At 69.2% G+C, this 21,663-nt stretch carries 19 protein-coding genes; 10 read left to right on the forward strand and 9 right to left on the reverse strand.

Translation table 11 applies throughout. From position 1 onward, the window contains the following. The 3 genes from cimA to PKD89_RS03985 all read right to left on the reverse strand — a co-directional run bounded on the left by cimA (position 1) and on the right by PKD89_RS03985 (position 3,773). Entirely contained in the window at positions 1-1,665 is a 1,665-nt protein-coding gene (gene cimA / locus PKD89_RS03975) for a citramalate synthase (RefSeq protein ID WP_289011547.1), read from the reverse strand. Beyond that, the gene (locus PKD89_RS03980; RefSeq protein WP_289011546.1) at positions 1,662-2,576 is read right to left on the reverse strand and encodes a branched-chain amino acid transaminase; all 915 of its coding nucleotides are present in this window, start codon (positions 2,574-2,576) and stop codon (positions 1,662-1,664) included. Before PKD89_RS03980 ends, cimA begins: the two co-directional genes overlap by 4 nt. A 111-nt stretch (positions 2,577-2,687) precedes the next feature. Further along, positions 2,688-3,773 carry a 3-isopropylmalate dehydrogenase gene (locus PKD89_RS03985; protein ID WP_289011545.1) on the reverse strand — a complete coding sequence of 362 codons (1,086 nt, stop codon included), beginning with the start codon at positions 3,771-3,773 and terminating at the stop codon, positions 2,688-2,690. Positions 3,774-4,021: 248 nt separating this feature from the next. Here PKD89_RS03985 and PKD89_RS03990 point away from each other — a divergent pair, with 248 nt between their 5' ends. Both PKD89_RS03990 and mscL read left to right on the forward strand, forming a co-directional pair. Then, positions 4,022-4,495, forward strand: a complete 474-nt coding sequence (locus PKD89_RS03990) for a transcription elongation factor GreA (RefSeq protein ID WP_287374319.1) — start codon at positions 4,022-4,024, stop codon at positions 4,493-4,495. Positions 4,496-4,573: 78 nt separating this feature from the next. Next, positions 4,574-4,951, forward strand: a complete 378-nt coding sequence (gene mscL, locus PKD89_RS03995) for a large conductance mechanosensitive channel protein MscL (protein WP_289011544.1) — start codon at positions 4,574-4,576, stop codon at positions 4,949-4,951. A 116-nt stretch (positions 4,952-5,067) separates the two neighbouring features. On the opposite strand, the gene PKD89_RS04000 is transcribed toward mscL, so the two are convergent. Next, on the reverse strand, positions 5,068-6,672 hold the full coding sequence (locus PKD89_RS04000) for a Ppx/GppA phosphatase family protein (RefSeq protein WP_289011543.1): 1,605 nt from the start codon (positions 6,670-6,672) through the stop codon (positions 5,068-5,070). A 92-nt stretch (positions 6,673-6,764) separates the two neighbouring features. Here PKD89_RS04000 and rsgA point away from each other — a divergent pair, with 92 nt between their 5' ends. Together rsgA and PKD89_RS04010 are read left to right on the forward strand one after the other, a co-directional pair. Then, positions 6,765-7,808 (forward strand): ribosome small subunit-dependent GTPase A, encoded by a 1,044-nt coding sequence (gene rsgA, locus PKD89_RS04005; protein ID WP_289011542.1) that lies wholly within the window; start codon positions 6,765-6,767, stop codon positions 7,806-7,808. 192 nt (positions 7,809-8,000) lie between these two features. Continuing rightward, a complete protein-coding gene (locus PKD89_RS04010; protein WP_289011541.1) occupies positions 8,001-8,912 on the forward strand; it encodes a 1,4-dihydroxy-2-naphthoyl-CoA synthase in 912 nt (303 codons plus the stop codon). Position 8,913: 1 nt separating this feature from the next. Here PKD89_RS04010 and PKD89_RS04015 read toward each other — a convergent pair whose 3' ends face one another. Together PKD89_RS04015 and PKD89_RS04020 are read right to left on the reverse strand one after the other, a co-directional pair. Continuing rightward, a complete protein-coding gene (locus PKD89_RS04015; RefSeq protein WP_289011540.1) occupies positions 8,914-10,377 on the reverse strand; it encodes a gamma-glutamyltransferase in 1,464 nt (487 codons plus the stop codon). After that, complete coding sequence (locus tag PKD89_RS04020; protein WP_289011539.1) at positions 10,370-11,104, reverse strand: IclR family transcriptional regulator; 735 nt, start codon at positions 11,102-11,104, stop codon at positions 10,370-10,372. The genes PKD89_RS04015 and PKD89_RS04020 overlap by 8 nt, the downstream gene beginning before the upstream one ends. 167 nt (positions 11,105-11,271) lie before the next feature. Here PKD89_RS04020 and leuC point away from each other — a divergent pair, with 167 nt between their 5' ends. The 3 genes from leuC (at position 11,272) to PKD89_RS04035 (ending at position 14,346) form a co-directional block, all read left to right on the forward strand. Beyond that, positions 11,272-12,693 (forward strand): 3-isopropylmalate dehydratase large subunit, encoded by a 1,422-nt coding sequence (gene leuC, locus PKD89_RS04025; RefSeq protein ID WP_289011538.1) that lies wholly within the window; start codon positions 11,272-11,274, stop codon positions 12,691-12,693. 165 nt (positions 12,694-12,858) lie between these two features. Continuing rightward, complete coding sequence (gene leuD, locus PKD89_RS04030) at positions 12,859-13,461, forward strand: 3-isopropylmalate dehydratase small subunit (RefSeq protein WP_289011537.1); 603 nt, start codon at positions 12,859-12,861, stop codon at positions 13,459-13,461. 39 nt (positions 13,462-13,500) lie between these two features. Then, entirely contained in the window at positions 13,501-14,346 is an 846-nt protein-coding gene (locus PKD89_RS04035) for a Bax inhibitor-1/YccA family protein (protein WP_289011536.1), read from the forward strand. Positions 14,347-14,434: 88 nt separating this feature from the next. Here PKD89_RS04035 and PKD89_RS04040 read toward each other — a convergent pair whose 3' ends face one another. Beyond that, the gene (locus PKD89_RS04040; RefSeq protein ID WP_289011535.1) at positions 14,435-15,361 is read right to left on the reverse strand and encodes a type IV toxin-antitoxin system AbiEi family antitoxin domain-containing protein; all 927 of its coding nucleotides are present in this window, start codon (positions 15,359-15,361) and stop codon (positions 14,435-14,437) included. A gap of 208 nt (positions 15,362-15,569) precedes the next feature. Further along, a complete protein-coding gene (serA, locus tag PKD89_RS04045; RefSeq protein ID WP_289011534.1) occupies positions 15,570-17,132 on the reverse strand; it encodes a phosphoglycerate dehydrogenase in 1,563 nt (520 codons plus the stop codon). Between the two features lie 137 nt (positions 17,133-17,269). On the opposite strand from serA, the gene PKD89_RS04050 reads away from it, so the two are divergent. Genes PKD89_RS04050 through PKD89_RS04060 form a run of 3 tightly spaced genes read left to right on the forward strand, consistent with a single transcriptional unit; the run spans position 17,270 to position 20,719 of the window. After that, on the forward strand, positions 17,270-18,748 hold the full coding sequence (locus PKD89_RS04050; RefSeq protein ID WP_289011533.1) for an SDR family oxidoreductase: 1,479 nt from the start codon (positions 17,270-17,272) through the stop codon (positions 18,746-18,748). A 55-nt stretch (positions 18,749-18,803) separates the two neighbouring features. After that, on the forward strand, positions 18,804-19,844 hold the full coding sequence (locus tag PKD89_RS04055; RefSeq protein WP_287392749.1) for an ATP-binding cassette domain-containing protein: 1,041 nt from the start codon (positions 18,804-18,806) through the stop codon (positions 19,842-19,844). After that, positions 19,841-20,719: an ABC transporter permease gene (locus tag PKD89_RS04060; protein WP_289011532.1), complete on the forward strand. Its 879-nt coding sequence runs from the start codon at positions 19,841-19,843 to the stop codon at positions 20,717-20,719. The genes PKD89_RS04055 and PKD89_RS04060 overlap by 4 nt, the downstream gene beginning before the upstream one ends. A gap of 98 nt (positions 20,720-20,817) precedes the next feature. Here PKD89_RS04060 and PKD89_RS04065 read toward each other — a convergent pair whose 3' ends face one another. Further along, positions 20,818-21,597: an SDR family NAD(P)-dependent oxidoreductase gene (locus PKD89_RS04065; RefSeq protein ID WP_287392754.1), complete on the reverse strand. Its 780-nt coding sequence runs from the start codon at positions 21,595-21,597 to the stop codon at positions 20,818-20,820. Positions 21,598-21,663 lie beyond the last annotated feature (66 nt).

Consider the following 21,663-nt stretch of genomic DNA (forward strand, 5'->3'; position numbering starts at 1 on the left):
CTACCCCTCAAAGCGTTTCAGGCCGAACACCAGCGAGTCGACCAGCGCCATCCACGACGCTTCGATGACGTTGGGCGACACCCCGATCGTCGTCCAGGTCTCGTCGCCGTCGGTCGAGTCGATCAACACCCGCGTGACCGCGCCGGTGGCCGCTCCACCGTCGAGCACCCGCACTTTGAAGTCGGTGAGATGAATCCGCTCGAGGTGGGGATAGTGGCGCCCCAGGGCGGTGCGCAGGGCGGCATCGAGGGCGTTGACCGGGCCGTTGCCCTCCCCCACTGCAGCGATCCGCTCGTCGCCGACCCACACCTTCACCGTCGCTTCGGTCGACAGGTGGGCGCCTTGCCCGGGTTGGTTCGGGTCGGCCCGGTGATAGCCCGACACCCGGTAGGCCTCGGTGCGGAAATACGGCTGCTCCCATCCGGCCGCGCTGGCCATCAGCAGCTCGAGCGACGCATCGGCGGCCTCAAACACCCAACCGTCGGCCTCCAGGCCCTTCAGAGTGTCGTTGAGGGTGGCGGCCTCGCCCGCATCGAGGTCGACACCGAGCTCCTCGGCCTTCATCGACATGCCGGTCCGACCGCCCAGGTCGGAGACCAACACCCGGCTGTGGTTGCCGACCAAGGCCGGGTCGACATGCTCGTACGCGGCCGTGCCCGCCCGGCGCAGCGCCGAGGTGTGGAGCCCGCCCTTGTGGGCAAACGCCGACGTGCCCACGTAGGGCGCCGCCGGGTCGAGCGGCAGGTTGACCAGCTCGGCGACGTGCCGGCTGACCGGGCCCAACCGCTCCAGCCGCCCCTCGGGCAGCGTTCCCACCCCCAGCTTCAGGGTCAGGTTGGGGATCACGGTGATCAGATCGGCGTTGCCGGTGCGCTCGCCGTATCCGTTGATCGTGCCCTGCACCTGGGTAGCGCCGCTCAGAACGGCGGCGACCGCGTTGGCCACGGCGCAACCGGTGTCGTCCTGGGTGTGGATTCCCAGCTGCAGCCCATCGAAGCGATGGGCGATCTCGGCGGTGATCGCCTGCACCTCGTGTGGAAGCGACCCGCCCTTGGTGTCGCACAGCACGACGCAGTCGGCACCGGCGAGCGCCGCCGCTTCGATCACCGACAGGGTGAAGTCCGGGTCCTCCTTGTAGCCGTCGAAGCAGTGCTCGACGTCGAAGAACACCCGGCGGCCGGCCGCCTTGAGGTATCGGACCGAGTCCGACGTCATCGCCCGGCCCTCGTCCAGGGTCGTGTTCAGCGTCTTGCGCACCTGCCAGGCCGATCCCTTGCCGACGATGCACAGCGTCTCGGTACCCGCGTCGAGGAGGGTGGTCAGGGTGGCGTCGCTGTCGGTGACACCCCCAGGCTTGCGGGTAGAACCGAAGGCGACCAGCCGAGACGTATCGAGCTTCAGCTCACCGGCGGCCGCCCGACGAAAGAACTCGGCGTCCTTGGGATTGGCCTGCGGAAAGCCGCCCTCGATCCAGGCGACGCCCAGGTAATCGAGCTGCTCGGCGATGCGCAGCTTGTCGTCGACCGACAGCGAGATGCCCTCGAACTGCGAGCCGTCCCGCAGCGTGGTGTCGAACACGTCGACCCGTTCGGGCAGGGCGATCTCGGGGGCTGCGCCGGGTGGCGCCGCAGCGCCGGACGGAGCGGTGTCACGCTCCTCGCTCATGGCAGCTCCACCCAGGACCGGTACTTGTCGTCACCGCCGCGGACGACGTTGGCGTAGCGCTTGGCCAGCTCGGTGGTGATCGCTCCCGGACAGGCAATTGGACGGTCGTCGACCGAGTTCACCGCCGACACCTCGGCAGCGGTTCCGACAAGAAACGCCTCGTCGGCGGTGTAGAGATCCGAGCGCACCAGGTTGTTCTCCACCACCTCATGACCCATATCGGCGAGCAGCTGGGTGACCGTGTGCTGGGTGATGCCCTCGAGCGCCCCGGCATGCAGCGGCGGGGTGGTGATCTTTCCGTTGGTGATGACGAAGAGGTTTTCACCCGAGCACTCGGCGATGCAGCCGGCCCGGTTCAGCAGCACAGCCTCGTCGTAGCCGGCGTTGAGCGCCTCCACCTTGGCCAGCGAGGAGTTGACGTAGTTACCGGTGGTCTTGGCCGCCGGCGGCATGGTGTTGTGGTCGTGGCGTTGCCACGAGCTGATCTTCAGCTTCACGCCCTTGGTTACCGCGTCGTCGCCCAGGTAGGCGCCCCACGGCCAGCAGGCGATGGCGACGTCGACCTTCAGCGCGATCGTCGACAGCCCCATCTCGCCGTATCCGTAGTAGGCGATCGGGCGCACGTAGCAGCCGTCGAGCCCGGTGGAGGCCACGGTCTCCTTGGTGGCGGCCACCAGCTCATCCACGCTGTAGGGCAGCGGCATCGCCAGGATGTCGGCCGAACGCTTGAGACGGGCGATGTGATCGGTCAGCCGGAAGATGCCGGGCCCGTCAGGCGTCGGGTAGGCACGGATGCCCTCGAACACGCCGGTGCCGTAGTGCAGCGTGTGGGTGAGCACGTGGATCTGCGCCTCGTCCCAGGGCACCAAGGAACCGTTCATCCAGATGAAGGGCGTGGGGGTCAATGGCATGGCGCAACTCCTTGGCGGTGACCGGAGCCGGGATAGGTGGCCGGCGGCCGGTCGATGTGGTGGACGGCCGTCGGCGAGCGATCGGCGGTGTACTCGGGTGAGAACGGAGGGTCAGGCGGACACGGCGGCGACGAGGGCGTCGCCGATGTCGGAGGTGGAACCGCTGTAGCGCTGCGGGTCCGAGGTGGCGCCGGCGATTGCGTCGGCCACGGCATCGTCGCCGAGGAACCGGGCCATCAGACCGGCGGAGATCACCGCAGCGATCGGGTTGGCCTGGTTGGTGCCGGCGATGTCGGGTGCGGTGCCATGCACCGGTTCGAACATCGACGGGCCGGTGCGATCCGGGTTGAGGTTGGCCGAGGCCGCATAGGCGACCCCGCCGGCCACCGCCCCACCCAGATCGGTGAGGATGTCGCCAAACAGGTTGTCGGTGACGATGACGTCGTAGCTCTCGGGCCGCTCGACGAAGTGGATACAGGCGGCGTCGACGTGCTGGTAGGCGGTGTCGACCTGGGGATAGTCCACGGCCACCTCGTCGAAGGTGCGCTGCCAGAGGTCGCCGGCAAAGGTCAACACGTTCTTCTTGTGGACCAGCGTGAGGTGGTGGCGTTCGCTCGCCACCGCCTGGTCGAAGGCGTAGCGAATGCAGCGCTCGACGCCGTGGCGGGTGTTGACCGAACCCTGGGTGGCCACCTCGTACGGGGTGCCCCGGCGCAGAAAGCCGCCTTCCCCGGCATAGGCGCCTTCGGTGTTCTCGCGGATCACCTCAAAGTTCACCGCCGGCGGCAGGCGGAACGGCCGGTAGTTGATGTACATGTCGAGCTCGAAGCGCATGCGCAGCAGGATCCCCCGCTCGACCAGGCCGGCCGGTGCTGCCTGCCCCGGCGCCGGGTCGCCGACCGCGCCGAGCAGCAGCGCGTCGAGCCGTCGCCACTCTTCCATCACCGGGTCGGGCAGCACGGTGCCGTCGCGCAGGTAGCGGGCGGCGCCCAGGTCGTAGTGGGTCAGCTCCATCTCCAGGCCGGCCGCCTCGAGCACCCGCAGCGCTTGGGCGGTCACCTCGGGGCCGATGCCATCGCCGCCGATCACACCAATGCGGTGCGGTCGGCGGGCGGACTCCTGCTCGTCGGGTGTCTGCGCGTCGGGTGCTTGTTCGTCGGGTGCGCCGGTTGGCGTGACCTGGCTGGTGTTCATCATCAACTCATGTTCCGGCTAGTGGGGGGATGGGCGGCTGCTCGTACTGGCCGGCCTGGTGTTCGGGCGGACAGCATCGGCTTTGGGACAAGAAAAAACCGCCCACGAAGTGGACGGCTGGACGCACGCATCGGAAACCGATGCGTGCTAACGAATGATCGCTACGGCGGTGCGGAAGGCGGTCCGGTTCATCACGAGCGATGCTACCAGCGCGCCACCGGGCGGGCACGACCCGGTATCGTGGTCGGGCTATGGCCAACACCCACGAGCTGTCACAGGCTGCCTACGACCGACTGAGCGCCGAGCTGAACACCCTGACGTCCAGTGGACGCCTGGAGATCGCCGAAAAGATCGAGGCCGCCCGCGAGCTGGGCGACCTCAAGGAGAACGGCGACTACCACGCGGCCAAGGACGAACAGGGCAAGATGGAGGCCAGGATCGGCCAGATCGCCGGGCTCCTCGAGGACGCTGTGGTCGTCGGCGACGACGGCCCGATCGACGCGGTGCGAACCGGCGTGACGGTTTCACTGCGCTACGAGGGTGACGACGAGATCGACCGCTACCTGTACGGGTCGATCGAGGAACAGTCGGGCGACATCGACGTCGTCTCCCCCACCTCACCGCTCGGTGTGCAGCTTGGAGGCAAAAAGGTGGGCGACACCGTCTCGTTCACCGCGCCCAACGGCAACGTGTTGAACGTGGAGATCGTGGCGATCGACCTCTGAGCCTGCATGGGCGAGTACCGTGCAAAGCAATGTGAGACCTCACATCGTTTTCCCGTGAAAGCGCTCAGGAGTACAACCATGATCGAAGACTTCAAGAAGTTCATCAACCAGGGCAGCGTGTTGGACCTGGCAGTCGGCCTGGTGATCGGCGCCGCTTTTGCGGTGGTGATCAACTCCTTCGTCGAGGGCCTGCTCAGCCCACTGATCGGGCTCATCCTGCCCAATACCGACAGCCTCGCCACGGCCAGCTTCACGATCAGCGGAGCAGAGTTCATGTGGGGCTCGGTGATCATCGCTGTCATCAACTTCCTCGCCATCGCCGCCGCGGTGTTCTTCGTGGTCGTGCGCCCCTACAACCACTGGAAGGAACGGTCGGCCACCGACGCCGACGTCGAGCCGACCAACGAGGAAAAGATGGTGGCGCTGCTCGAAGAGATCGCCCGCCAGCCTCGCTAGCGGACTGAGGCTCGTCGGCGCTGCGCTTCTCGACGCACCCAAGTCCGAGGCGCTCCAAACCTCCGTCGCTCCGGTCCGGTTCCGTCAGTTCGCTGACGGTACCGGGCCGGTGACGTTCACGCCGCGCCGGAGACGCTGACGCTCCGGCCGAGCACCTCGGCCAGCAGGTTGGTATTGGCCGCACCGGCGTAGAGCTCCAGGTCGATATCGCCGCCCGCTTCAGTGGGGCTTGCCACCACCGACACCTCGTCGGCCGAGACCAGCACCTCGACGTCGCCCACCTTGTTGGCGTGCGAGCGGTCGAGGCCCACAGCCACCCGCAGGATGCCGGCCAGGGTGCGCACGACCGCCCGGTCGACCAGCGACAGGGCGCCAAACTCGGGGTGGCGCTGCTCGTCGGGGCGGGCCTTGCGGTGGAAGCGGGCCAGTTGGGCGACCATCTCGATCTCGCGGTCGTTAAACCCGGACAAACGGTCGGTGTTGCGGACGATGTAGTAGCTGTGCTTGTGGTGGGCGCTGTGGCTGATCATCAGCCCCACGTTGGCCAGCAGCGCACCGGCCTCAAGCAGCTCGCGGTGTTCGGCGCCCAGGCCGTGCACCCGCTCCAAGCCATCGAAGATCGCCAGGCTCAGGCGAGCGATGCAGCGGGCATGGTCGGGGTCCTCGTCGGTGGCGATCAGCAGGTGCTCCACCGAATGGCGACGAAGGTCGGCCAGGTGCGCTGTGTCGCCGCCGGTCAGCCGTGCCTGGGCCTCCTCCAGCACCCCCTCGCGCAGGGAGCCCTCCGAAATGGTCAGGCGCTCCCACCCGAAGGCGTCCATCGCGCCCTGAACGATCAGGGCCCCTCCAACGATGATGTCGGCCCGGCTTGGCTCCATCCCGGGCAGGGCCTTGAGGTCGTCGAGCGACGTCGCCTCCAGGATGGCGTCGACCACGGCGTCGAGCTCGCGACGGGTCATCGTCGACCCGTTGGCCGACCGCCCGTTCTCCCCCGCCTTGGCCCGCGCCATGGCCGCCAGCGTCTCGATCGTCCCCGAGCACCCGGCCACCACCTCGGCCGGCAGGTCCGCCACAGCAGTGGCGAACGGTGCCAGCGCTGATGCCACGTGAGCCTGGGCTGCCCTCATCTGCCTGCTGCGGGCCTTCTCGGGCCCCGCGCCGAACAATCCGTCAGGGAAGAACCGACGGGTGGTCCGAATGGCGCCCAGCTTGAAGCTGCGCGACGCGGTCACCTCGTCGCCGGTGCCGTAGAGCACCTCGGTGCTTCCACCCCCGATATCGATCAGCGCATGGGGCCGATCGAATACCGGGAGCGCACCGAGAACGCCCAGGTGGATCAACCGAGCCTCCTCGACCCCTGAGATCACCTCGACGCTCACGCCGGCCTCGTCGCGCGCCCGGCGGATGAACGCCTTGGAGTTGGAGGCCTCGCGCACGGCGCTGGTCGCCACGGCGACGACGAGAGCGTTGCGCTCGACAGCCAGCTGCGCCGCCCTGGTCAGGGCAGCGATGCCCCGGTCGATCGCATCAGCGTCCAGGGTGTCCATGTCGCCGCCGCCCGACCCGAGCCGAACGGTGGCCTTCTCGCGGGTCAACACCTCGTAGCGTCCCCGGTCGAGCACTCGCGCCAACACGGTGTGGATCGAGTTGGTGCCGATGTCGATCGCAGCGATGGCGCCGAGATCCTGCCCGGAGGTTTCGGTGGGTTCGTCGACGCTCACCAACCCAAGGTACCCGTGCTCGTCCCGGTGTCGGCACGGGGCGACGGACGCCAACGACGCACGACACAGTGCCGTCCGGCCAGACTGGAGGGGTGCAGCAACGCGAGCTCGGCTGGGATGACGCTTGGGAATCGACCTGGGCGGCGGCGGCAACCGACCACCTGATACCCGCCCGCATCACCCGCATCGACAAGGGCGGGCTCAGCGTCGACGGTGCTGGGGTGTCCTTCGGACGGCAGCTGATCGTCGCCAACAAGGAGGCCCGGGACGCGGTGGTCGGCGACTGGTGCGGCCTCAACCCCGACGCCGCCCGCATCGAGGTGCGCCTGCCGCGTCGCAGCGTGCTCGAGCGTCGGTCGCCCGGGGCAGATCGCGACGATCTCGCTTTGAGCGCCAAGGCGGTGGCCGCCAACCTCGACCACCTGCTGGTGTTGCAACCCCTCGACACCGGGGTCAACCCCGCCCGGCTGGTGCGCGAGCTGGTGATCGCCTGGGAGAGCGGAGCCCGGCCGGCGGTGGTGCTGACCAAGTCCGACCAGGTCGACGCCACCCAGCTGGCCGCCGCCCGGTCGGCGGCAGCGGAGGCCGCGCCCGGGGTCGACGTCGTCGCTGTGTCCAACCTCACCGGCAGCGGCCTCGACGAGCTGCGGCCGCTGTTGGCGCCGGGGGTCACCGTTGCGCTGCTGGGTGCGTCGGGGGCGGGCAAGTCCAGCCTGGTCAACGCGCTGGCCGGGCGGCGGGTGGCGCTCACCGGCAACGTCCGCGAAAGCGACCTGCGGGGGCGCCATACCACGGTCACCGGGCAGCTGTTGGCGCTGAGCGGGGGCGGGCTGCTGATCGACACCCCCGGCATCCGCGGTGTTGGGCTGTGGCAGGCCTGGGACGGCCTGGCGCTCGCCTTTCCCGAGGTGACTTCGGCAGCGCGCTCATGTCGCTTCGAGGACTGCGCCCACCAGGGTGAGGACGGCTGTGCCGCCGAGACGGCCGTATCGACCGAGCGCCTGGAGCAGTACCGCTCGCTCGCCGACGAGCTCACCCGGCTGGACGAACAGCTCGAGGTGCGCTCCCGCGACCGGCAGCGGGAGACCAACCAGCGAGCCCGTCGCAAGGCCCAACGGCGCCGACCTCGCGGGTAGTTCCTCCGCCGATTCCCGAACTACCGGCAACTCGGGAGCCCAAACGACCGCCAGACCGCGCTCCCCACTCCCCAGTTGCGCGCCATCCCGCAACTCGGGAGCCCAAACGACCGCCAGACCGCGTTCTGGGCTCCCCGCTTCGGGGCACGACCGGGTTGGTCCGAGCGTCTCGTTCGCTAGGGTCCCGTGCCTATGGCACCGCCTGTTTCGGACCTGTTCGACCCGCAGCGCTGGGAGGACGTTCCCGGCTTCGATGACCTCAACGACATCACCTACCACCGGGCCGTCGATCAGGGCACGGTGCGGGTGGCCTTCGATCGGCCCGAGATCCGCAACGCGTTCCGGCCCGACACCGTCGACGAGCTCTACCGGGTGCTCGAACACGCTCGGACCACCTCCGACGTCGGCTGCGTGCTGCTGACCGGCAACGGCCCGTCCCCCAAGGACGGCGGATGGGCGTTCTGTTCGGGTGGCGACCAGCGCATCCGGGGGAAGGATGGCTACCGCTACGCCGAGGGCGACACCGCCGAGAGCATCGACCCGGCCCGCTCCGGCCGGCTGCACATCCTGGAGGTGCAACGCCTCATCCGCTTCATGCCCAAGGTGGTGATCTGCGTCGTGCCCGGCTGGGCCGCAGGCGGCGGGCACAGCCTGCACGTCGTCTCCGACCTGACGCTGGCCAGCCGGGAGCACGCCCGTTTCAAGCAGACCGACGCCGATGTGGCCAGCTTCGACGGCGGCTACGGGTCGGCCTACCTGGCCCGCCAAGTGGGCCAGAAGTTCGCCCGGGAGATCTTCTTCCTCGGCGACGAGTATTCGGCCGACGATGCCCACCGCATGGGCATGGTCAACGCCGTGGTCGACCACGAGCGGCTCGAGGATGTGGCGCTGGAGTGGGGGGCCAAGATCAATGGCAAAAGCCCGATGGGCCAACGCATGCTGAAGTACTCCTTCAACCTGATCGACGACGGCCTGGTCGGCCAGCAGCTGTTCGCCGGGGAGGCCACCCGCCTGGGCTACATGACCGACGAGGCAGCCGAAGGCCGGGACTCGTTCCTCGAGAAGCGTGACCCGGACTGGTCCCCCTACCCCTGGTACTACTAGATCATTCCGGCCTGACCACTCGGACTGCGCCGCCGCGGCGTGGGTCGCCGACGGCGACGTCCGGCGTGGCCACCAGGTGAAGCCCACCGAAGTACAGGTCCCGGTGGCCCCATTCGACCACCGGGTATCGGGCGGCGAGCGCCTCGAGCACCGCCGCCGGGAGGCCCGGCTCGGCCTGGAGCGACGAGCCGTCCCAGTGCAGACGGGGGGCGGCCACCGCCTGGTCGGCCGGTAAGGCCTCGCTGACCAGGTCGGCGGTCACCTGGGTGATCGTCGAGCGGATGCGCTCCGATCCGCCGCTGCCGAGCGCCACGGATCGACCCCTACGGTCGAGGCGCAGGGCGGTCGGCGCCATCATCGACGGGATCCGCGTGCCCGGCACCGCTGCGTCGAACCCGGCGGGGTGCAGGTCCTCCTCCCCCATCATGTTGTTCAGCTGAACGCCCGAGCCGGGTGCGAACTCTCCGGAGCCCGAGCCATTGGAGGCGGTCATCGACGCCAGGTTGCCCCAGCGGTCGATCACCGACAGGTGCGTGGTGCCCTGCACGGCGCCGACGAGACGCCGGCGGGCGTCTCCCTGGGCGACCAGCACGTCGGCAATGGCCAATGCGCCGTCGGGCGTGCGCCTGTCCGATCCCCTCGGGTCACCGGCCAAACGCTCCAGCCCGAGGGCCACCAGGCGGCCACCGAATGCAGGGGCCGGGTTGGTCCAGCCCGCGACACCGTCGAGGTCGAGCGTCAAGGGCCGTCGCTCCTCCACCCGGTACTCGTCCAGATCGGCGGCGGTGACCGCTCCCCCCAACTCGTCGGGGGCAAAGCCGTCCCGGCCACCCGCGCCCACCTCGCTAAGTACCGCCGCGAGCTGCGGGTTGTGGAAATGATCGTCCTCGGCGAGGGGACGGCCGTCGCGCAGGTACAGCTCGGCACCGGTGGGCGTCCGTCCCATCACGGGGGCCAGCAGACCGGCCACCCGCACCATCGCGCCCACCCGCTGGCCGATGGCGGCCGCCTCGATCGCCGGTGCCACCACCTGGGCAAGGGGCAACGTGCCCAGACGCCGGTGCACGGCCAGCAGACCGGCGAGCAGCCCGGGGACCGCCACCGACCCCGGCCCGACGTGAAAGGTCTGGGTGGCGGCACCGAAACGGATCGGCACCGGAACGGGCGCCTCGACCGGGCGGGTGCGACCCAAGCCCGGCACCGATACGAAAAAGTCGAACAGGATCGACCCCAAACCTGGCCCCGTCGCCAGCAGAAAGCCGCCGCCCGCCAGGCTGGTGTACAGGGGTTCGGCGGCGGTGGCAGCGAACCCGGCGGCGACCGCTGCGTCCCAGGCGTTGCCTCCGACGGCGAGCATCAGCGCGGCGGCATCCGCGGTCACTTCGTGACCGGCCGCCACCAACCCGACACCGTTCGCCGTCGCGTCCGGTGAGCCGGCAGCGGACGCCCACCCCGGTTCAGCCATGGCGGGGCGGCACCCCGAGCGCCTCGGACAGCTCGTTGGCCGCAGCGACTACGTCGCCCCCGAAACGGGCGCCGGGATCGTCGCCGAGGCGGTCGATCGGGCCGGAGATCCCGACCGCAGCGACCACGCTGCCGGACGGCCCGAGCACCCCGGCGGACACCGATCCCACCCCGTCGGCCCGCTCACCGACGGTGGCCACCCATCCGGCCGTGCCGGCCTCGCCCTGAAGGGCCCGCCCGCCCGAACCGACGTCGATCGCCACACGGGACCCTTCGTCGACGATCGTGCGCAGCTCGTGAGTGGCTTCGACCGACAGCAAACACACGCGCCACTCCCCGTCGGGCAGCCACAACTGGGCGCTCTCGCCGGTGACGTCGCGCAACGCTGTCACCGTCGGGCGCGCCGTCTCGGCCAGCGCCGACCCGCCGAGCGCTCGGGCAGCCAGCCCCACCAGCCGGTAGCCCAGCGCGAAGCTGCCGTCGGTCGTGCGCCGCACCAGGCCATGCTCGTCGAGCGAGCTGGCCAGGCGGTGAACGGTGGCCCGGCTCATGCCGGTGCGGTCGGTCAGCTCGCTCAGCCGTGCGGGACCGTCCTCGAGTGCGGTGACGATCGTCATCGACTTGTCGAGTACGCCGACGCCGGTGGCGAGCGCCGGCGCTAGCGCCCCGTCAAGTGGCTCGCCCCCACTCGTCTTCGCTCGAGGCCGGTTGCCTCCGGTGTTGGGCATGGGTACCATCGTACCACGGAGCAAGACTCGCGTCTCACTATGTGAGACACGAGTGCCCCGACGCCCTCCACATGCCGAGGACGGACTCCCGCAGCCGATCGCTTCGTGCAACTGCTGCCATCCGCTCGGCAACCGTCCCTTCCCGCCCAGCATCCAGAGGAGCCGAAGTGTCCCCCACCACCAACCCCGCAGGCCCACGCACGATCAGCCAAAAGGTGTGGGACAACCACGTCGTCCACTCGGCCCCCGGCGAGCCCGACGTGTTGTACATCGACCTGCACCTGGTCCACGAGGTGACCTCTCCCCAGGCGTTCGAGGGCCTGCGCATGGCCGGCCGCACAATGCGCCGCCCCGAACTCACACTGGCCACCGAGGACCACAACGTGCCCACCGCCGACATCGGCGCCCCGATCGTCGATCCGGTGTCGCGCAAGCAGATCGACACGCTGCGCAGCAACGCCAAGGATTACGGCGTGACCGCGTACCCGATGGGCAACAAGCTTCAGGGGATCGTGCACATCATCGGCCCCGAACAGGGCCTCACTTTGCCCGGGATGACGATCGTGTGCGGCGACTCCCACACCGCTACCCACGGCGCCTTCGGTTCGTTGGCCTTCGGCATCGGCACCTCCGAGGTGGAGCACGTCATGGCCACCCAGTGCCTCAGCCAGGTGCGTCCAAAGACCCTGGGGATCAACGTCGACGGCGAGCTGCCGGCCGGTTCGACCGCCAAGGACATCATCCTGGCCATCCTCGGTCGGCTCGGCACCGGCGGCGGCATCGGCTACATCGCCGAGTACCGCGGCTCTGCCATCCGGGCGCTGTCGATGGAGGGGCGCATGACCGTCTGCAACATGTCGATCGAGGCCGGCGCCAAAGCGGGGCTGATCGCCCCGGATCAGACCACCTACGACTACGTCGAGGGCCGCCCCCACGCGCCGACCGGCGAGGCCTGGGAGCAGGCGCTGGCCGACTGGGCGCAGCTGGTAACCGACGACGACGCCGTGTTCGACAAGGAGATCTTCCTCGCCGCAGCCGAGATCCGCCCCCACATCTCCTGGGGCACCAACCCGGGCCAGGTCGTGCCCCTCGATGGCGCCGTGCCCGACCCGACCTCCTTCGACGACCCGACCGAGGCGGCGGCCGCCGCGCGGGCGCTCGAGTACATGGACCTGTCCGCCGGCCAGCCGATGAAGGAGGTGGGCGTCGACGTGATCTTCATCGGATCGTGCACCAACGCCCGCATCGAGGACCTGCGCGCCGCCGCGGCCGTTGTGCGGGGGCGAACGATCGCCTCCAACCTGCGCACTTACGTCGTCCCTGGCTCCCACGCGGTCAAGGCTCAGGCCGAGGCCGAGGGGCTCGACGCCGTGTTCAGCGACGCCGGGTTCGACTGGCGCGAGCCCGGCTGCTCGATGTGTCTGGGCATGAACCCGGACACCCTCGCCCCCGGCGAGCGATCGGCGTCCACGTCGAACCGCAACTTCGAGGGCCGCCAGGGCCGCGGCGGACGCACCCACCTGGTGTCGCCCGAGGTGGCCGCCGCCACCGCCATCGCCGGGCACTTCGCCGAGCCCGCCGACCTGTAGGCCGCCTCCTCGCTCCCAGGCCACGCCTTCCCACCGCTTGGATCACACCTACCCGCCGCCCAAATTCCGCTCACCTATCGGCCCGGTCCGGTCAGCCACAGCGCCGACCAGCGCCCTCACCTCCCGCCCGAATCAGTTCTCCGTTTCCCCGAAAGGACCACCACCATGGAACCCGTCCGCATCATCACCGGCCGCGCCGTGCCCCTCGACCGCTCCGACGTCGACACCGACCAGATCATCCCCTCCGACTGGCTCAAGCGGGTCGAGCGCACCGGCTTTGACCGGGGCCTGTTCTCCGAATGGCGCGACGACCGCAACTTCGTGCTCAACGACGAGCGCTACCAGGGGGCCAACATCCTCGTCGCCGGGCCCAACTTCGGCACCGGATCGTCGCGGGAGCACGCGGTGTGGGCGCTGCAGCAGTACGGCTTCGACGCGGTGATCTCACCCCGGTTCGGGCCGATCTTCGTCAACAACGCCACCAAGGTCGGTTTGGTGCCGGTCACGGTCAGTTTCGAGCTGGGCGAGCGCCTGCTGCGGGCGCTCGAGGACGACCCGTCCCTGATGTTGGAGATCGACGTCGAAACCGCCACCGTCGAGGTGCAGTCGCTCGGTGTCGAGGAGCGCTTCGAGCTGGAGCCGTCGGCCCAGCACCGCCTGGTCAACGGCCTGGACGACATCGCCCTCACCCTGTCCCACGCCGACGCCATCAGTGCCTTCGAGGCCCGGCGACCAGCATGGATGCCCAGCCTGGCGACCGCCGGGTGATGCCGCCAGGTTGGCCCGATTTCTCAGTAGGCTGAGCCGATGGCCAACCCAATGCTCAACGACAAATCGCTGGAAAAGGCGACGACCTGGGGCCCCGGGTCGGCGGCCTCGGGCGACACGATGACCCAATGGCCGCCCCCCGGCATGGAGCGTCCCGTCGGTCTCGACGACGACGGCCTTGGCATGACGATGCGGGGCACCGCCTGGGCCACCTCGGTGCTAATGGCGCTGCTGTTGCTCAGCGCAGCGTTCGGCTGGGTGCAGACCGCCTCACCCACGACGGGCTTCAATGCCGCAGGCCAGCAGGTGACCAACTTCACGATCCCGATGCTGGCCTGGGTCGGCGTCGGCGTCGGGTTCGTCTGCCTGATCGGCCTGTGGTTCAGGCCTCGGATGGCCAAGTTCATCGCCCCCGTCTACGCGCTGGCCCAAGGCTTCTTCGTCGGCGCCATCTCCAAGATGTACGAGTCGTTCCAGGGCGGCATCGTCGTGCAGGCGATCGGGGCCACGCTCGCCGTGTTCCTGGTCATGTTGTTCCTGTACGGCTTCCGCATCATCAAGGTGACCGACAAGTTCCGTCGCACGGTCATCTTCGCCACCCTCGGAATCATGGTGTTCTACGGCATCAGCTTCCTGATCAGCCTGTTCGCCGGAGCCCAAGCGGTGAGCTTCCTCTCCAGCTCGACCCCACTCAGCATCGGCTTCAGCGTCATCGTCGCCGGCATCGCCGCCATGAACCTGGCGCTCGACTTCGACTTCATCGAGCGGGGCGAGAAGATGGGCCTCGACCGCGACTTCGAGTGGTACGGCGCCTTCGGGCTGCTGGTCACCATCATCTGGCTGTACCTGGAGCTGCTGCGGCTGCTCTCCAAGCTCCGCAACTGAGGCGGCCCGCATCCCTCAGCGTGACGCGCCGCCGACCCGACGAGCGGGCCCGGGCTGGGTTCGGGGCGCCCCCGGTCGGCCGCCAGGCCTAGGTTGAGGTGTGGCTGGCCATTCCAGCCCTGACCCGCAGGATTTTGGCCAGACGCACGAGCGTTGCCTCAAGGTCGTACTTCACCTGCCCCCAGGTGATGCGCACGGTCAGGTATCCGAACGAGGCCGCCTCGGCGTCGCGTTGGCGATCCGAGTCGAAATCACGCTCCCTGGTGTGCCAGCTGCGGGAGTCGTTCTCGCCGATCACCATCTCGTCGTCCCACAGGTGGTCGACCCGGGCGTGCCATGGCATCTGCACCTGTTGACGACCCGGCACGCCCCCGGCCGCGGTCCAGCCCTCCAGGAACAGCCGTTCCAGCTCGCTCTCCGAGCCGCCCTCGCTGCGTCGCGATGCCAGCAGATGACGCAGCGCCGGCGTACCGCGCACGCCACGACCCGACAGCTCCTCCACGGAGAGCTCCAGCACCGACAACGGAAGTCGGCGCTGGGCAAGGCTCAGGTCGACGACCCGGTCCAGCTCTTCGACGGGCAGCACCGCCGCCAGATCGAACAGGGTCTGTGGCACCGTGGTGATGGCCATTCCGCCGAGATGCTGGAAGCGGGGACGATGGGTGCGGCGAAAGAGGCGCACGTCCGCAGGGCCGACGGCGCTGAGCACGGTCGTCGACAGGTCGATGGGCGCCCGGGTCGCCGGGCTCAGACCCGGGAGACCATGGAGAGCGCCTGCGGTTCGATGGCTGACCGTGGCGCTGGGCACCGCCAGCACGCCGGCCTGAGCGCGACCCCAGATGTCGGTGGGCACCGGCCCGAGCGCGACCACGTTCCGACCGATGGACACCCACCGTCCCGTTGCGATCCGGTGCCGAATTGCCCGAGGGGTGAGCCCGGCCTGTTGCAGCTGCACGCGTGACGCAACCCCGTGTTGGGTGGCCGCCAGCTCCCTCAGGGCCGCTTCGTCCAGCATGAGCGGATCTTCGGTCAGGGTTGGCTGGCCGTCACTGGGTGGAGATCCCCGGGGCCGGTGACCCGCTCGCCCCGGCGGCGGGCCGGCTGGGCTCAACTGTGTCCAGCAGCCGTCACAGCGGCTCCAAGGCACATTTGAGCATTGGCCACCGACGGACCGTTGGGGCTGAAGACGTCGGCCCCGGCGGTTGTCCGGGACCGACCCCCGCTCAGCCGACCGAGCGGACCGACTCGATCCCCTCGCCCTTGCGCAGCGCCTCGACGACGACGGGTGGTGTGGACTGCGTGGTGGTCACCACCATGAGCGAGCCTTCGCCCGAGGGGTTCTTGCCCACGTTCATGTCCTCGATGTTCACCGCGGCCTCGCCGAGCACACCCCCGACGAACCCGATGCGGCCCGGGACGTCTCGGTTGTGGATCACCAGCATGTGCGAGGCGACGGTGATATCGACGGTGTGATCGTCCATACCCACCACCTTGGGCACGTGCTGAAGACCGACCAACGCGCCCGAGACGGAGTGACCACCGCCGGACAGCGTGATGCGGCTGAGGTAGTCGACCGGGTCGGTGCAGGTGACCGTCCGCAGCTCGATTCCCTGCTGCTCGGCGATCTGTGGGGCGTTGACGTAGCTGACCGGCTGGCCGGTCACCGCCCCGAAGAACCCCTTTTGCGCCGACAGGGCCAGCAGGCGGGTGTCGTGCTCGGCGATCTGGCCGCACATCTCGATCTCCAGGGCCGGCGTGTTGTCGCCGACCAGGCCGGCGAAGATCCGCCCGAGGTCGTCGGCAAGGCCCAGGTAGGGCCGAACGGTCTCGGGCACCTCGGCCGCTTCGACGTTGACGGCGAACGGCACGAAGTCGCCGGCCAACGCCAGCAGCACCATGTCGGCGATGACGTCGCCCGCCTTGTCCTGGGCCTCGGTGGTCGACGCCCCGAGGTGCGGGGTGACGATGACGTTGTCCAGGTCGAACAGTGGCGACTCGGTCGTTGGCTCGGAGGCGAACACGTCGAGTGCAGCTCCTGCGACGTGGCCGGAACGAACCGCGTCGGCCAGGTCGTCTTCGACGATGATGCCGCCCCGTGCAACGTTGACAATCCGCAGTCCGGGCCTGGCGGCCGCCAGGCGCTTGGCGTCGAGCATGCCGATCGTTTCGGGGGTCTTGGCAAGGTGCAGGGTGACAAAGTCGGCCTGCTGGAGCAGCTCGTCCAAGTCGAGCAGCTCGACGTTGAGCTGCCGGGCCCGCTCGACGGAGAGGAAGGGGTCGTAGGCGACCAGCCGCATGCCGAAGGCCATCGCCCGTTGGGCCACCAAGGTGCCGATACGGCCCAGACCGATGACGCCCAAGGTCTTGTCGGCTAGCTCGACGCCGTTCCATTGGCTGCGCTCCCAGCGGCCCTGGCGCAACGCTGCGCATGCCTGGGGGATGTTGCGTGCCAGCGCCAGCAGCATCGCCATCGTGTGCTCGGCTGCGGACAGCGTGTTGGACTGCGGCGCGTTGACCACCATGACGCCGCGCCGGGTGGCCGCCTCCAGGTCGACGTTGTCGAGGCCGATGCCCGCCCGGCCCACCATGACCAGGTCGGTGCCCGCCGCCAACACCTCGTCGGTCACCTGGGTCGACGAGCGGATGATCAGCGCCGCAGCGCCTGGGATGGTTGCGATCAGCTCCTCGGGGGACAGCCCCACCTGGATGTCCACGGTATGACCGGCCTCCCGGAGGCGGTCGAGGCCTGGATCGGCGATCTTCTCGGTAACCAAAATTCGAGCCATAGGCCTTCATCGTGACCGCGCCCCGGCCCCGGCGACAACGTGACGGGCGCTGCAGTGCGATCGGGCACACCCGCCGGGCGGGCGCTCGGGCGTGGACCGGCGGGGCATGGGGGCGGTGGACGCAGCAGTCTGGGCGGATGAAGATCCTGCTCACCGGAGCGACCGGCTACATCGGCGGACGGCTTGCGCCGCGCCTCATCGAGGATGGGCACGGCGTGCGCTGTCTGGTGCGAACCCCGTCGAAGCTGCGCGACGTGCCCTGGAGGGACTCGATCGAGGTGGCCGAGGGCGACGTCACCGAGCCCGAGACGCTCGAGGCCGCGATGGAGGGCATCGACGTCGTCTACTACCTGGTGCACTCGCTGGGGGGCGCCGACTTTGTCGAGGTCGATCGCCGGGCGGCCACCAACGTGGCCAAGGCAGCCGAGCACGCCGGGGTGAAGCGCATCATCTATCTCGGTGGCCTGCACCCCGAGGGTGAATTGTCCGATCACCTGGCCTCCCGCCTGGAGGTTGGGCAGGTGTTTCTCGACGGCCAGGTGCCCGCTGCGGTTCTTCAGGCGGCGATCATTCTGGGTTCGGGGTCGGCGTCGTTCGAGATGATGCGCTACCTCACCGAGCGCCTGCCGGCGATGATCACGCCCCGGTGGGTACACAACCGCATCCAGCCGATCGCTGTGCGCGACGTCATCTGGTACCTGGCCCAGGCGGTCCACCTCGACGACGACGCCAACCGCACCTTCGACATCGGCGGGCCCGAGGTGTTCACCTACGTCGAGATGATGCAGCGTTACGCCAAGGTGGCCGGGCTGCGCCGCCGCATCATCATCCCGGTGCCGGTGCTGACGCCCAAGTCGTCGGCCCACTGGGTCAACGTGGTCACGCCGGTGCCCAGGTCGATCGCTGCGCCGCTGATCGAGTCGGTGATCCACGAAGTGGTCACCGAGGAGCACGACCTGGCCGATCAGGTCGGCGAGCCCCCGTGGGGCCCCACCGGGTACGAGGAGGCGGTGTCGCTGGCTCTCGAACGCATCAAGCGGGGGGAGGTCACCACCCGATGGTCGGGCGCTTCGACCGCCGGCGCACCGTCCGACCCGCTACCCAGCGACCCGGACTGGACCGGCGGCAGCATCTACCACGATGAGCGGCAGCTCGACTGTGACGCCGGATCGGACGTGTTGTGGGAGGTGGTCGAGGGCATCGGCGGCGACCGGGGCTGGTACTCGTTCCCCCTCGCCTGGTCGGTGCGAGGCTGGATGGACCGGCTGGTCGGCGGCGTCGGTCTGCGGCGCGGCCGCCGCAACCCCAATCGACTCTTCGTCGGCGAGGCGCTGGACTTCTGGCGCGTCGAGGAACTCGATCGCGGCCATCTGCTTCGGCTGCGGGCCGAGATGAAGGTGCCCGGTCGGGCCTGGCTCGAGTTCCGGGTCGAGCCGGGGGCCGACGACGCGACGGGTTCGACACTGCATCAGCTGGCCACCTTCGTGCCGACCGGCTTGGCCGGTCACGTCTACTGGTGGGCGGTGTGGCCGTTCCATGGCATCGTCTTTGGCGGCATGTTGAGGAACATCGCCAAGAGCGCCGAGCGTCATCGGGCGTCCATGAAAGCCGCCTGAGACGATCTCAGCCGTGGGTCGACGCAGCGGCCGTTCATGCGAAAAGCTTCCTGAAATGTTCGATGACGCCCGCTCCTCAAGCACCCCCGCAGGCGGCCCACGCACGCCCAGCCCGTCGAAGCCGGCACCCGCCATCGAGGCACACGGCATCACCAAGCGTTACGGCGATGTCACCGCCCTCGGCGGAGTGGACCTGTCGATCCCCACCGGCACGGTGCTGGGCCTGCTCGGCCCAAACGGCGCCGGCAAGACCACGATGGTGCGGGCGCTCACCACCACATTGATCCCCGATGAGGGGCGGGCCACGGTGCTCGGCCACGACGTCGTGACCGAGGCGGACGCCGTGCGCAAGGTGATCGGGCTGGCGGGCCAGTACGCCGCGGTGGACGAACTGCTCACCGGCCAGGAGAACCTGGAGATGATCGGACGGCTGGCCCACCTGTCCCGCAAGGTGGTCGCCCGGCGCGCCACCGAACTGCTCGACCAGTTCGACCTGGCCGACGCCGGCGGCCGCCCGGCGAAGACGTACTCGGGCGGCATGCGACGCCGGCTCGACCTGGCGGCCGCCCTCGTCCACAAGCCGCCGGTGCTGTTCCTCGACGAACCGACCACCGGGCTGGACCCCAAATCGCGCAGCGACCTGTGGGAGGTCATCCGCCAGCTGGTGGCCGACGGCACCACCCTGTTGCTCACCACCCAGTACCTGGAGGAGGCCGACCTGCTCGCCGACGAGATCGTGGTGATCGATCACGGCCTGGCCATCGCTCGCGGTACGGCAGCGGAGCTCAAGCGCCAGCTGGGCGCCACCGTGCTCGAGGTGAACCTCGTCGACTCCAGGGCGGCGACCGCTGCCCTGGCGGAGTTACAGGAGGTGCCCGGCGCCGAGGGCAGCCCGGAGCAGGACGGCACCATGGTGCGCCTGGCCACCGCCGACGGCCCGGCGACCGCCATGGCGGTGCTGCGCTCGCTCGACGCCGCAAAGATCGGCGTCGCCGGTCTGGCATTGCGGGAGCCGAGCCTCGACGACGTCTTCCTGTCCCTTACCGGTCACGCCGCCGAGGAGACCGCCGACACCCCCCAGGAGGCAACCTCATGACCAACACGACGGTTACCACGTCCACAGCCAACCTTGGGGGAAGCGAAGCGCTGCAGACCGAGGAACGCTCGGCGCTGGCCTGGGCGATCAGCGACACGCTGGTCCTCACCCGTCGCAACCTGCTTCACCTGGTCCGCCAACCCCAGCTGCTGGTGTTCACCTTCATCCAGCCGGTCATGTTCACCCTCCTGTTTCGCTACGTCTTCGGCGGGGCCATCCAGACGGGCAGCGTCGCCTACGTCAACTTCCTGATGCCCGGCATCTTCGTGCAGACCGTCGTCTTCGGTTCGACGGCCACCGGTATCGGCCTGGCCGAGGACCTGGCCACCGGGGTGGTCGACCGCTTTCGGTCGCTGCCGATGTCGCGCCTGGCCGTCCTGGCGGGTCGTACGCTGGCCGACCTGACCCGCAACACCTTCGTCGTGGCCCTGATGACCGTCATCGGGCTGCTGGTCGGGTTTCGCCCATCGGGTGGGATCACCGGCTTTGCCCTGGGTTCGATCATGATCCTGCTGGCTGCGTTCTCGCTCAGCTGGGTGTTCGCCCTCGTCGGGCTCAAAGCGGCCAACGCCGAGGCGGCCCAGGCGGTGGCGTTTCCGCTGATCTTCCCGCTCACCTTCGCGTCCTCGGCCTTCGTGCCGGTGCAGACGATGCCGGGCTGGCTTCAGGCCTTCGCCAAGCATCAGCCGATCACGGTGATCATCGACTCGGTGCGGGGTCTGATGGCCGGTCCCGTCGAGGCTGCGGCGCTTCGCAAGCAGGGTCTGCTCAACGCGTCGACCGGCACCTCGACGGTGCTGGCACTGCTGTGGATCGCAGCGATCCTGGCGACCGCCGCGCCGACGGCGGTCCGCTGGTACCGCCAAGCCACCTGAGCCGCGTGACCCCACGGTGGCAGCTACCTGAAACGCGGAGCCACCGACAACGACTCGACGGTTCCCGACCCGACCGGGGCCAGGCCACCTGAGCCGGGTTACCCCACGGTGGCCAGGCCACCGTCCACGGGAATGATTGCGCCGGTGACGTAGGCGCCGGCCCGGGAGGCCAGAAAACGGGCGACCCCCGCCATGTCGTCGGGACGGCCGATCCGCTTCATCGGGGCCTGATCGGCGATCGCGTCGCCGAAGCTCTCCAGGGTCGCCGCCATCATCTTGGACTCGAAAGGTCCGGGTGCCACGGCGTTGACGGTGATGTCGGGGGCCAGTTGCTTGGCGAGGTGGCGCGTCAGCTGGTGCACCGCCGCCTTGGACGCCGAGTACGAGTAGGTCTCCATGATCGGCACGTGGATGCCGTCGATCGAGCCGATGTTGATCACCCGGGCGGGCTCGTCGGCAGTGCCCGCCGCACGCAGCAGCGGTAGGCAGAACTTGGTCACGTGGAACACGCCGGCCACGTTGAGGTTGAGCACCCGGTCCCATGACGCCTGGTCGTGCTCCTCCAGCGGGACGCCCCAGGTGGCGCCGGCGTTGTTGACGAGCACGTCGAGGTGGTCGGTCTGCTCGGCGACCGCGGCGGCCAGCGCACGGGCACCCTCCTCCGAGCCGAGATCGGCGACGATCGCTGTGGCGCTGCCCTCGCCGGGCAGCGCGTTCAGGTCCGCTGCGGTCGCTTCCAACTCGGCCGCCTTCCGAGCTGCGATGATCACTCGGGCCCCGTCGGCGACGAAACCCCGGGCGATCATGGCGCCGATGCCCCGCGACCCACCGGTGATCAACGCCGTCTTACCGCTGACCGAAAAGAGCTCGTCGCTCATCTGTCTCCCCCATCGTCGTGGTAGCGGGCGAGTGTATCGAGACCATACCCAGGCCCAGTTGGGTAG

Source organism: Candidatus Neomicrothrix sp., from assembly GCF_035329545.1.
Taxonomy (GTDB): Bacteria; Actinomycetota; Acidimicrobiia; order Acidimicrobiales; family Microtrichaceae; genus Microthrix; species Microthrix subdominans.